Raw genomic sequence first — 11909 nt, forward strand, 5'->3', positions numbered from 1 at the left:
CGCTCTCCATGCCCCGCCTTAGAAGGGTGCGGAGGGTTTCCTCGTACCGGTCCCGCAGGGCGATGATGGGCGCTTGCTTTTCCGGGGAGAGGCTTTGCAGGCCCTGAAGCATGGTGACGAAGAAGGGGCGGTTTTCCTCAAAGAACCGAGCGTGGCCCTCCATGAAGCGGAGCAGGGCTTCGCGGGGATCAGGGACGGCCAAGGCCTTCTTCCCCTCCTCCAGCAGCCCCTCTAGGGCCTGGTGGCTGATCTCGTAGAGGACCTCCTCCTTGCTGGGGAAGTGGTGGTAAAGGGCGGCCTTGGAAAGGCCCAAGGCCTCGGCCAGGTCCTGAACGCTGGTGGCCTCGTACCCTTTTTCCGTGAAAAGGCGGGCAGCTTCTTCTAGGATGCGGTCGCGGGTAGCCATTCCCATATTTCACCGACCGGTCGGTAAGTCCACCGTACCCCCATGCACGGGAACTGTCAAGGCCCTAGAGGCCCCCTTTCCTCGAGTCCCGGTACCTTGGGACATCCTCACGAGGGTTTCCGCGAGGGCCGTCGGCCGGGTCTCTGCACCTGGCCAGCGCTTGGGAGTTCCACGCTTCCACCCACCCTTGCGGCTAGCGGGCCTGCACCCTTGTAGAGGCAGCATTAAAGTGGAAGAATGGAAAGAAAAGGAGGCGCTTATGAAGGTCACCCTTAGCGTGCTTAAGGCCGACATCGGCTCCATTGGGGGCCATACCCTTCCTAGCCGTAGGGTACTGGCCCAGGTGGAAGGAGTGGTTCGGGAGGCGGTGGGCCACTTGCTCTTGGACGCCCACGTGTTTCACATAGGGGACGACATCGTCCTCCTCCTATCCCACACCCAAGGTCCGCGAAACCCTGCTGTCCACGAGCTGGCGTGGAAAGCGTTTCGGGAAGGCACGCGGGTGGCCAAGGAGGAAGGCCTTTACGGGGCTGGCCAGGATCTCTTGAAGGACGCCTTTTCCGGGAACCTTCATGGCCTTGGGCCCCAGGTGGCGGAGATGGAGTTTGAGGAACGCCCTGCCGAGCCTTTTATGGTTCTGGCCGCCGACAAGACCGAGCCCGGGGCGTTCAATCTGCCCTTATATCTGGCCTTTGCCGATCCCATGTACTCCTCAGGCTTGTTGCTTTCCTCGGAGTTGCGCCCTGGCTTCCGCTTTCGCATCATGGACTTGGCCCAGACGGAAAGGGATAGCTATATCGTTCTTGACGCTCCCGAGAGGCTCTACGACATCGCCGCTCTGCTTCGGGATTCCCACCGGTTTGGGATAGAGTCCATTTGGTCCCGGCGCTATGGGGAAATCGCTGCGGTGGTGAGCACCACCCGCTTGCGCAACATCGCTGGGCGCTACGTGGGCAAGGACGATCCCGTGGCCATTCTCCGCACCCAGAAGATCTTCCCCGCCACGGAGGAGTTTGGCCCCCCCTTTGCCCTGGCCCCCTTCGTGGCCGGGGATACCCGGGGAAGCCACCACCTGCCCCTGATGCCGGTTAAGGCCAATACCCCTGCGTCCACCTTTTTCTGCGTACCCATGGTGTGCGGATTGGCTTTCTCCCTTAAGGAGGGACGGTTGTCTGAGCCGGTGGACCTCTTTGCGGACCCGGTTTGGGATGCGGTGCGGGCCAGGGTGGTGGCCAAGGCCCAGGAGATGCGCCGCCAAGGTTTTTATGGCCCCGCCATGCTTCCCATGGAGGAACTGGAATACACCGGGATTGCCGAGCGGCTTAAGGAGTTGGAGCGGGAGTTTTCCTAGGTCTTCGCCTCCTCCCTGGGGTACGGGGTAGACTTGCCCGGGAGGAGCCATGGACCTCGCCTACTACCCTTATCCGTCCCGGCGGCACGTGGTCTTGGGCCGGCGGGGAGCGGTGGCCACGGGCCAACCTCTGGCGGCCTTGTCGGGGATGGAGATGCTTTTAAAGGGGGGGAACGCGGTGGATGCCGCCATCGCCATGGCGGCCGCTCTTACGGTGGTGGAGCCCACCAGCAACGGCATCGGGGGAGACCTTTTCGCCATGGTGTGGGATGGGAGGCTCCACGGCCTTAACGCCTCGGGGAAAAGCCCCCTGGGCCTTACCCCCGAGCGGATTCCCGAGGGGGGGATGCCGGAAAGGGGCTGGCTCCCGGTGACGGTGCCGGGGGCGGTCTCGGGATGGCGGGCCTTGCATGAGCGCTTTGGCAGGCTCCCTTTTCCTGAGGTCCTGGCTCCCGCCATCCGCTACGCGGAGGAGGGGTTCCCCGTGGGGCCAGAGACGGCCCGGGCTTGGCGGCGGGCGGAGGAAATCTACCTGTCCCTAAAGGGCCCGGAGTTCCAGGCCTTTCAGGAGGTGTTCTTTCCCGGAGGTCGGGCGCCTGGGGCGGGAGAGGTGTGGGGAAGCCCCGGGCATGCCCAAACCCTAAGGGAGATCGGGGAGAGCTACGGGGAAAGCCTCTATCGCGGGAAGTTGGCGGAGGCCGTTGCCGGTTTCAGCGAGGCCACCGGGGGCCTCCTAAGCCTCGAGGACCTTGCGTCCCATGCCCCGGAATGGGTGGAGCCCCTTTCCTGGGAGTATCGGGGTTTTACCGTGCATGAGCTTCCCCCCAACGGCCAGGGGGTAGCGGCCCTCCTGGCTTTGGCCATCCTCGAGGGGTTTGACCTCAAGCCGGAGGATCCTTTCAGTTACCACGTCCAGGTTGAGGCCATGCGCCTAGCCCTAGCCGATGCCTTCCGCCACGTGGCCGACCCCCGGTTCCTGGAGTTGGACCCAAGGGCCATGCTTTCTCCTAGCTACGTGGCGCAAAGGCGCAGCCTCATCGGGGATAGGGCCTTGCCGCAGGCGCTGCCCGGGCTCAGGCCGGAGGGAACCGTGTACCTGGCGGCGGCGGATGGGGAGATCCTGGTTTCCCTGATCCAGTCTAACTACCAGGGGTTTGGGGCGGGTATCCTCGTTCCCAAGACGGGTGTGGCCTTGCAAAACCGGGGCTTGGGGTTTTCCTTAGAGGAGGACCACCCCAACCGGGTGGGGCCGGGGAAGCGTCCCTACCACACCATCATCCCGGGGTTCCTGACCCAGGAGGGGAAGCCCTTGGGCCCCTTTGGGGTCATGGGGGGGTATATGCAGCCCCAGGGGCATGTGCAGGTGGTGGTGGGCCTGGCGGATTTTCGCCTAAATCCCCAGGCGGCCTTGGACCGGCCGCGTTGGCAGGTGGTACCGAGCAGGGGAGGGGACCGGGTCCTGTTGGAGCTTGGCATCCCTCAGGCCACGGCCCTGTTCCTTAGGGATTTGGGACACAGGGTGGCGTATGAGGCGGAGCCGGGCGTTTTCGGTCGTGGCCAGGTGGTTCTGAAGGGGAACGGGGTGTTGCTGGGGGCTTCGGATCCTCGAGGGGAGGGCCTGGCGCTTGCGTGGTAAGGGTAGAGAGTGTACGCACAAGCAGCTTTAAGCGTGAAAATACGCACAAACAGCGCACAAGCCCACGTCAAACGCCACCCGCAACCACGACCCCGCCGCAGACCAACCCCCGCAACTCCCCCCTGACTTTCCCTTGACCAAGAGCCCCTACGCTGGTGCCATGAGGATCCTGGTGACCAACGACGACGGCATCTTCAGCCCCGGCCTTTGGGCCTTGGCCCAGGCGGCAAGCCGCTTTGGCGAGGTCTTCGTGGCCGCCCCCGATGTGGAGCAAAGCGGGGTAGGCCACGCCATCACCATCGCCCACCCGGTGCGGGCCTTTCCCCACCCGTCCCCCTTGCCCGGCCCCCACTTCCCTGCCTACCGGGTGCGGGGTACCCCCGCGGACTGCGTGGCCCTAGGTCTCCACCTCTTCGGCCCCGTGGACCTGGTTCTTTCGGGCATCAACCTGGGCAGCAACCTGGGGCACGAGATCTGGCACTCCGGCACCGTGGCCGCCGCCAAGCAGGGAAGGCTTTTTGGCCTCTCCGCGGCCGCCTTCAGCACCCCGGTGAACGGGGAGGGACCGGATTTTGCCCTGTTGGGGCCTTGGGTGGAGCGGGTCCTGGCCACCCTGCTACGGCTGGAGCGGCCCTTTTTGGTGAACGTGAACCTGCCCAAAGAGCCCAAGGGCTTTCTCTGGACCCGGCAGTCGGTGCGGTCCTATGAGGGGGTGGTGGTGGAGGGGGAAGACCCCATGGGCCGCTCCCTCTACTGGTTTGCCGCCCGGCCCCTGAAGGAGGCGGAGGAGGGGACGGACCGCTGGGCAGTGGAGCAAGGGTTCATCGCCGCTACCCCTCTTCGGCTGGACCTCACCGACGAGGCCAGGCTGCAGCCGGCTTTGGCCCATGATTAGCGTCCTCATTCCCACCAAAGGCCGCCCCCAGCTCCTCAAAGAGGCCCTGGCCTCCCTGAGGCGACAGACCTTCCCCCATTACGAGGCCCTGGTGGTGGACGACGGGGAAGGGGAGGGCCTGGAGGTGGTGGCCTCCATGAACGACCTCCGCTTCCGCGCCTTCCCGAACCCGGGCCGGGGGCAGGTGGAAGCCCGCTTGCAGGCCCTGGCCCAGGCTCGAGGGGAGGTGGTGCTCTTTCTGGATGACGACGACTTCTTCCTGGACCCCGCCTACCTCTACCGCGTGTGGCGCATCCTGTCCCGGGAAGAGGCCGTGGTCTACGGGGAAGGGGTTTTGTACCTGGGGGATGGGGAGATCCCCTTTGCCCCCGGGGAGATGGGGGACTGGATTCTCACGGACAACCGCATCCTGGCCTCGGGAACCGCCTTGCCCCGAAGGCTTCTTGGGGAACTCCGGGGCCTGGACCCCGACATGGGCGATTACTGGGACTGGGACCTGTGGCTGAGGGCCTACCGGAAGGCCGTTCCCTTTCGCTACCTAAAGGGGCGAGGCCTAGGGATACGGGTTCACGGGGCAAACCAAAGCCACGGTAACCGGCAGGCGGAGCGCCGGATCTTCCTGGAGCGCCTCCGAGGCAAACACGGCCTTCCCCCCTTGGAGCTAAAGGACCACTTGTCCTTGGCCCTCGAGGCCCAGGCCCTGGGCCAAACCCGGTAGGGGGATGGCCTCTACCCACCACCCGGCCCCAAGGGCCTCGGGGTGCGAGGCACGGGAAAAGGGCCCTACTCTCCGAGGAGAGCCTTCTGCAGGGTGGCCAGCCGCCTTTGCCTCTCTTCCCCTAAGGCCTCGGCCAAGCGGGTGGCCTCCCCATCCTGCGCCTCCAAGAGGTACTCCCGCAAGAGGGCCAGGAGCACCTCCAGATCCTGAACCTCCCCTAGCCTGTCCTGGAGCCTCTTTTCCTCCTTGGTGGGAAGCCCTAGAAACTCCTTGGCGTAGCGGAGCCGCCTAAGGGCCTTGCGGTACGCGTGAAAGGCCTCGGGAGAGGGGTCCCGCGTAAGGAGTTCAAGCCGCTTCCGGAGGCCCTTTTCCAGGCGGGAAAGCCTTTGGAAAGCGGCCCTTTCCTGCAAAGGGGGCAGCGTGGCCAGGGCCCGCAATAGGGCCTCGGTCCACGGGGAGGCCAGCAGGTCCGGCAGCCGGCTCCTGGCTGCCGCCAACTCCCTTTCCAGGAAGCTTTGGAAGCCTTCGGGGAAAGGCCCCCTTCCCAAAACCACCTCCAGGTCCCGCACCCGCCCCGTCCCCCGCGCCAGGCGCCTCAGGTCATCCCGTAGCACCCTGTACCCTAGGAGGTCCAGATAGACCCTGAGCCTACGGGCCGCCACCCGTACCTGGTGCACCCCCTCGGGATCGGTGCCCGCAAGGGCCAGGGGGATGTGGGCCTTCAGGTGTTCCCTCCAGGCTTGGGCGTCTTTCACAGCCGGAAGACCTTGGGGGGAAAGAGGGCCTTAAGGGCCATGCCACCGGGGGCCGGCTCCCCCTCCAGCCAGGCCACGCCCCCCTTCTTTAGGACAAAGCGACCTCCCAGAACATCCCGGGCCGAGGCCCCGGCAAAGTCCCCCAGGAGAAGCCAGGCCAAGAGGGCGGAAAGGTAGGGTTCGTGCCCCACCAAGGCCACCCGGCCCTGGGGTGGGATCTCCGCAAGAAGGGCCTCCGAGGGGGGAACGCTCAGATAGGGGGTTACCCGGACCTCCCCTTCCAGGAGGTCTGCGAGCAGCTCCGCGGTTTCCAAAGCCCGCCGCTTAGGGCTGGTGAGGATGAGGTCCAGTTCCACCCCCAGCTCCTCGAGGCCCCGCACCACCTTGCGAAACCGCCGCACCCCTTTGGGGGTCAAGGGGCGCTGGTCATCCGCGGCCTCCTCGTCCAGGGGAGTGTCAGGGGAAATCCCCCCTATGGCTTCCTCCAGGGGCAGGGCAATGGCGTGGCGGACTAGGAAGAGTTCCATAGGCCCATTATGCAATGAACGGCAGGAAAGGGCTAGGGCGTACCCAAAAGGCTTAGGCAGAAGCCCCGGCTAGCGGCTAAGGAGCCGGTAAACCCCCACGGCCCCCAAAGCCCCCAGCACGGGAAAGAGGGCGGGCACCAGGAAGTAGGAGCTTCCCGCCCCTTCCACTCCCAGAATCCAGGCGAGAAGCCTTGGGGCCAGGTCCCGGGCGGGGTTTAGGGCGAAGCCCCCGGGGCCCCCCAGGCCGTAGCCCACCGCCGCCACCGTGAGGGCCAGCCAGAGGGCCACGATACGGCCATCCTTTCCCGCGGCCAGGATCACGCTCATGAGGGCAAAGGTGCCCAGGGTTTCCGCTACGGCCGGGCCCGTCCATGCGTAAAGGGTTTCCGGCTCCGTGCGCAGAAAACCCGGCCCCGTGCTGAATACGTTGGGCATGCCCTGGGCCATGAGGCCTTCCCGGTAGGCCAAAAACGCCCCCCCGGCCCCGAGGAAGCCCCCAAGGCCTTGGGCCAGAAGGTAAAGGGGTACAAACCGCCACGGGAAAAACCCACCCGCGGCCAGGGCTAAGGTCACCGCTGGGTTCAGGTGGGCCCCGGAAAGGGGCCGGCTGGCCAAAACCCCCACCAGAACCGCGAGCCCCGAGCCCAAGGCCAAGGCATCGTACCCGATTGCCTCAAGCCGGGGCTTCAGCAGCGCATTGGCCGTGCTTCCCACCGTGAGAAGCACCAGGAGGGAGGTTCCTAGCACCTCTCCCCAAAAGGCCCTAGGGGCGATGGGCGTCATGGCGGCCCCCCCAAAGCCGCTTTTCCTCCGGGGTCAGGAGGAAGCTATTCCGGTCATCCCGGACCTGGAGCTTAAGCACCTTGAGCACCCGCCTTTTGGCCTCCTTATCCAGGACGGGGAAGAGAAGCTCATACCGCCTCTCAAAGTTCCTGGGCATGGCATCGGCGCTGGTGAGGTAGACGCGCCAGGCGCCATCGGCCCGGAAGGCGGCCACCCGGGCATGTTCCAGAAACCGCCCCACCAGGCTCTTGGCCCGGAAGGCGGGGTGGAGGAGGGTGAGGGTGCTGCGCACCAGGAGGTCCACCCGGGCTCCGGCCTCCGCGGCACGCACCAAGGCCTCCAACACCGCTGGGTCCGTGAGGTGGTTGAACTTTAGGAGGATCCGCCCCTTGGGATGGGCCTCCCGCCCTATCTCCTCCAGGAGGAGGTGGCGAATGGCCTCTCCCGTCTTGAGGAGGCCAAGCCCCAGGGGGGGCAGGGGCCCGCCCTCCCAGGGGAGGTCCCCCGGGTCACGGCCCGCGGGGAAGGCGGTGTGCAGGCTTTGGAAGAAGGCCCGCACCTCCTTTACCACGTCGGGCCTCGAGGTGAAGAGGGAGAAATCCGTGTACAGCCTGCCGTTTAGGGGGTTGTAGTTGCCGGTGCCCAGGTGGGCGTACCCCTTGCCCTCCGGGGTGAGGAGGAGAAGCGCCTTGGCGTGCACCTTGCGCTCCGGCAAAGGGAGGATCTCCACCCCGGCCCGGAGTAGGCGCAGGTACCAGTGCAGGTTCAGAAGTTCGTCAAAGCGGGCCCGCCCCTCGAGGAGCACATGAACCCTTTTCCCCGCCTTGGCGGCTTGGATCAGGGCCTCCGCCAGGGGGTTTTCCTCCCCAATGCGGTAAAGGGTAGCCCAGACCTCCGCCACCTTGGGGGAGAGGGCCTCCTGGGCAAAGCGCTCCACCGCCCGGTAATCCTCAAAGGGATGGTACAGGAGGAGGTCCTGGCGTTCTAAAAAGGCCAAGGGCTCCTTGAGGAAGCGGCGGGGGCGCTCGGGGCGTAGGGGAGGGAAGCGCCACCTTTCCGGACCCTCGGCCACCAACCGCTCCACCAGGGCCAGGTTAAGGGGCGGGGGGAGGAGGAAGACCTCCTGGGGGCTCAGGTGCAAGGCCTCCCTCAGCCGGTCCAGCCAGGGATGGGGGAACTCCTCCTCGGCCACCAAAAGGGTGGCCATGCCTTCCTGCCGGCCCTCCAGGGACTGGGCCAGTTCGTCCCAGTCGGCCCGGGCCCGTTCGCTTTCCAAAAGCCTAAGGACCCGAAGCTCGTACAGGGGGCCCTCCTCCGGCAGGAAGAGGTCGCTGCGGGCCCGCATAAGGGCCCCCAGGCGGACATAGCGGCCCTCCAGGCCGGGGACGGGGAGAAGGCGGGGTAGGTCCTGGGGAAGGCGCACCAGGTAACGCTCTGAGGCGAAGTACAAGGCCCCATGGGTGGCCTCGGCCGCGGCCTCCCAGGGGATGAGGTCGGTGCGGGGGGCCACCACCTCCGCCAGGTAGACCCGGAAGTAACGCCAGTCCTCCTCGTCCAGGTCCTGCGGGTCCAGGACCTGGAGGTGGGGCGAGGCTTCGGCGAGAAGGGCCAGGTAGCGTTCATGGGCCAGCCGGGCCTGGGCGTAGGCCTCCTGCAGGAGGTTCAAGTGGTCCGGGCTTCCCCGGGCCTCCAGAAAGGGCTTGGCGATGCGGGCGGCAAAGAACTCGTCCAGGTTCCTGTTCCATATGGCCAGGAAGCGCATGCGTTCCAGTAGGGGAAAATCCGGCCTTTCCGTTTGCCAAAGGACCCGACGGTTGAACTGGAGCCAGCTGGCCTCGGCTAAAAGGCGCATCCTCCTAACAGTAAGCCCTGGAATGGTCAGAGGAAGGTCAAATCCCTGGCCATGGGCGCCCTTAGGTCCTTCCCAGCACGCGGAAAGAGGCCGCCCCAAGGGGCGGCCGGAAAGAAGGAGGAGCCCAGGCTTCTAGGCCCAAACGTCCTCGGGATGGAGCATGCCCACGGGCCGGGCCTTGAGGATCTCCAAGGCTTCCTCCTCGCTCATCACCGGGTTCTGGTAGCGGATCCCCAGGGCCTCTCCCATGAGGCGGAAGACGTGGGTGTTGTCCAGTAGGCCCAGGTGGAGGAAGCGCAGGCCCTGGCCGTAGAGGGCCAGCACCACCGGGCTTGCCGTGTGCTGCCCCGAGGACCAGCCGATGTTGGGCCGGTCGGGCCTCGTGGCGTTCTTCTGCACCATGGCCCAGGAGAGGGTGTTGCTGGGCTGGATGCCGTAGCGCACCCCGTCGGGGCGGTAGGCCTTCTTGGCGATGGCCTCCACCACCATCTGGGCCTCGGCGTCCTCCAGGACCACCCCCTTCAGGGCCCGGTAGGCCTCCTTCACCTGGCCCACATCGGGGTTGTTGCCCAGGGCCCGGAGCATGTACTCAAAGCTGGCCTTCTGCCCCTCCAGGAGGTCCAGGCCCACGGAGCCCTCCAGGTAGCTCCGGCCCGCCCCGTAAAGCGCCCCCACCCCGGTGGCGTGGTCGGAGGCCAGGATGAGGAGGGTGTCGGGGTTCCGGTCCACGAAGGCGGTGAGGAGCTCCAGGGTTTCATCGGCCGCCAGCACATCCCAGAGGGTGGCCGCGGGGTCGTTTAGGTGGTTGGCGTGGTCAATCCGGCCCGCCTCCACCTGGAGCACGAACCCGCTCTTGTAGGAGGCCAGCCGGGGCAAGGCCGCCTGGACCATCTCCTTGAGGCTTGGCACCTTCACCCCCTGGAAGCGGCGGTCCACCTCATAGGGTACGTGGCTATCGGAGAAGACCCCTAGGAGCTTGCTGGCGTTGGTGCGGAGGAGCTCCTCCGGGGTGCGCACCACCCCGTACCCCGCCTGGGCAAAGGCGGCGTACAGGTCCTTCTTGTCCTTGCGCTTCTCGGGGTTGAAGAAGCGGTCCCCGCCCCCCAGGTAGACCTCGGCCCCAAACTCCAGGTACTGCTCGGCGATCTTTTCCTCGGCATTCCGGTCGGGGTTGGAAACCACAAAGCTGGCCGGGGTGGCGTGGGTGACGGTGGGGGTCACCACCAGGCCCACCGCCTTGCCGGCCTCCTTGGCGGCAGCGAAGAAGGGCTTCAAGGGTGTTCCGTCCGCGTGCACCGCAAGGCCCCCGTTCACCGTCTTCACCCCGCAGGAGAAGGCGTTTCCGGCGGCGCTGGACTCGGTGACGTAGCTGGTGAGGCTGTAGGTGTTGATAAGGCCGTTGGGGTAGCGGGAAAGGAGCCTCTCCAGGGCCAAAACCCGGCCTTGGCGCCGGCGGGCGTAGGCCTGGGCGATGGCGTAATCCTCCCAGGAGAAGCCATCGTAAACGAAGACGATCAGGTTGCGGTACCTGCGGCCCAGGCCTGGGGTGTTCTGCGGGGCCCCTTGGGCCCCCGCCTTAGGCACCAGGGCCAAGGTTCCGGCCAGTACGCTTGCCTTTAAAAGGTCCCGGCGTTTCATCCCATCCACCTCCCATGGCTAACCGCCAGGACCTAGGGTAAGGGGTGGGTGTCATGGCCCGGTCAGGGCCTAGGGGGGCTCACCCTTCCCAAACCACCTCCAGGGGACGTCCGTACACCTTTTGGAAAAGCGGGGCCTGCTTCTCCGCCTCCACCCGCTCCACCCACGGCTCCGCGCTGGCCAGAAGCCGTAGCCGTACCTGGGGGCCCACCTCCACCCGGACCTCCCGCACCCTTTGGGCGCGGGTGCGGTCCAGCATCTCCGCCAGGCGCAGGATCACCGCCAGACGGGCCAGACGTTTGCCATCGCCGCGCCTGGCCAAAGGCCGGAAGGGGCCGAGGCTGGGGTCGCCCCGGCGGTGGTAACGGACCATGAGGGCCAAAAGGGCCTGCTCCCGGTGCTCTATACCCAAGAGCGGCTCCGAGAGCACCAGGTAGGCCCCATGCTTGTGGTGGTCCGGGTACCCGATGTGCATCCCGATATCGTGGAGGAGGCAGGCGGCCTGCAAAAGCCTTTCCTCTTCCTCCCCGTAGCCGTGAAGGGGAGCAAGCCCCGAAAAGAGGCTCGAGGCCAGGGCCGTCACGTGGTCCCGGTGCTCCAGGGCGAAGGGATACCGCCAAAAGAGGTTTTCCACGGCGAAGCGGGCGGGGTCCTCGAGGAGGTGGGGTTCGGGCAGCAAACGGGAGAAGAGCACCCCTTCCCGGATCCCCAGGCCGCTTATCCAAAGCCCCGAGGCCCGGGTGACCTTAAGGAGGGACCGCAGGAAGACCAGGCTTGCGGGAAGGGTCCGGGCCCGGTCGGGGGAAAGCTCCGTGGCCTCCATCCGCGCCTTCCCGCTAAGGGGCATGAGGGCCTCGTGGAGCTCCTCCACCCCTTCCTTGGGGAGAAAGTAGCCGTGGACGAAGTCCAAGGGGTAGGCGTGCCGCTTTTGGTGGATCCGGGCCACGGCCCTGAGGTTCCCCCCTAGGCCCACTAAGGGCAGGCCCCGGGGGAGGGGGAGGGCCTCCAGGTAGTCCTCCACCTTGCGCGCCAGGGCCCTCACCTCCGCCCTCGAGGGCGGGTCCTGGGTGAGGAAGCCTTCGGTCAGGCGCAAGGCGCCCAAGGGCAAGGCCTTCCCCCAAAGGAACCGGCGCCCTTGCATGAGGGATATTTGGGCGCTACCCCCGCCCTGGTCCACCACCAGAGCGTCCCTTAGGGGCAGGCTGTTGGCCACGGCCAAAACCCCCAAGCGAGCCTCCTCTTCCCCCGCCAGGAGCTCGGGCCTTAGGCCAAGCCGTCTGGCCTCCTCCAGGATCAGCCCTCCGTTGGCGCTATCCCGGATGGCGCTGGTGGCCAGGGTGCGCACCTC

General features: G+C 66.4%; 11 protein-coding genes. 4 read left to right on the plus strand and 7 right to left on the minus strand.

The genetic code is table 11. The features are described from left to right. The coding region (locus tag Q0693_RS00905; RefSeq protein ID WP_298628424.1) for a TetR/AcrR family transcriptional regulator at positions 1 to 412 on the minus strand (412 nt) is incomplete at its 3' end. 253 nt (positions 413 to 665) lie between these two features. On the opposite strand from Q0693_RS00905, the gene fbp reads away from it, so the two are divergent. The 4 genes from fbp to Q0693_RS00925 all read left to right on the plus strand — a co-directional run bounded on the left by fbp (position 666) and on the right by Q0693_RS00925 (position 5006). Beyond that, positions 666 to 1757 carry a fructose-1,6-bisphosphate aldolase/phosphatase gene (fbp, locus tag Q0693_RS00910; RefSeq protein WP_298628427.1) on the plus strand — a complete coding sequence of 364 codons (1092 nt, stop codon included), beginning with the start codon at positions 666 to 668 and terminating at the stop codon, positions 1755 to 1757. 49 nt (positions 1758 to 1806) lie between these two features. Next, on the plus strand, positions 1807 to 3393 hold the full coding sequence (locus Q0693_RS00915) for a gamma-glutamyltransferase family protein (protein ID WP_298628430.1): 1587 nt from the start codon (positions 1807 to 1809) through the stop codon (positions 3391 to 3393). A gap of 160 nt (positions 3394 to 3553) precedes the next feature. Then, positions 3554 to 4288 (plus strand): 5'/3'-nucleotidase SurE, encoded by a 735-nt coding sequence (gene surE, locus Q0693_RS00920; RefSeq protein WP_243030443.1) that lies wholly within the window; start codon positions 3554 to 3556, stop codon positions 4286 to 4288. After that, positions 4281 to 5006, plus strand: coding sequence for a glycosyltransferase family 2 protein (locus Q0693_RS00925; protein WP_298628434.1), 726 nt, complete (start codon positions 4281 to 4283; stop codon positions 5004 to 5006). Before surE ends, Q0693_RS00925 begins: the two co-directional genes overlap by 8 nt. Before the next feature lie 65 nt (positions 5007 to 5071). On the opposite strand, the gene Q0693_RS00930 is transcribed toward Q0693_RS00925, so the two are convergent. The 6 genes from Q0693_RS00930 to Q0693_RS00955 form a co-directional block, all read right to left on the minus strand. Further along, the gene (locus tag Q0693_RS00930) at positions 5072 to 5761 is read right to left on the minus strand and encodes a CHAD domain-containing protein (RefSeq protein ID WP_298628437.1); all 690 of its coding nucleotides are present in this window, start codon (positions 5759 to 5761) and stop codon (positions 5072 to 5074) included. Further along, positions 5758 to 6288, minus strand: coding sequence for a histidine phosphatase family protein (locus Q0693_RS00935; RefSeq protein WP_298628439.1), 531 nt, complete (start codon positions 6286 to 6288; stop codon positions 5758 to 5760). Before Q0693_RS00935 ends, Q0693_RS00930 begins: the two co-directional genes overlap by 4 nt. A 69-nt stretch (positions 6289 to 6357) precedes the next feature. Next, the gene (locus Q0693_RS00940; protein WP_243030448.1) at positions 6358 to 7071 is read right to left on the minus strand and encodes an MIP/aquaporin family protein; all 714 of its coding nucleotides are present in this window, start codon (positions 7069 to 7071) and stop codon (positions 6358 to 6360) included. Next, positions 7052 to 8923 (minus strand): phospholipase D-like domain-containing protein, encoded by a 1872-nt coding sequence (locus tag Q0693_RS00945; RefSeq protein WP_298628444.1) that lies wholly within the window; start codon positions 8921 to 8923, stop codon positions 7052 to 7054. The genes Q0693_RS00940 and Q0693_RS00945 overlap by 20 nt, the downstream gene beginning before the upstream one ends. Positions 8924 to 9055: 132 nt before the next feature. Continuing rightward, on the minus strand, positions 9056 to 10561 hold the full coding sequence (locus tag Q0693_RS00950; protein WP_298628447.1) for an alkaline phosphatase: 1506 nt from the start codon (positions 10559 to 10561) through the stop codon (positions 9056 to 9058). 79 nt (positions 10562 to 10640) lie between these two features. After that, on the minus strand, positions 10641 to 11909 hold a 1269-nt coding region (locus tag Q0693_RS00955), incomplete at its 5' end, for a Ppx/GppA phosphatase family protein (protein ID WP_298628450.1).

The organism is uncultured Thermus sp., from assembly GCF_938010445.1.
GTDB classification, from domain to species: Bacteria; Deinococcota; Deinococci; order Deinococcales; family Thermaceae; genus Thermus; species Thermus altitudinis.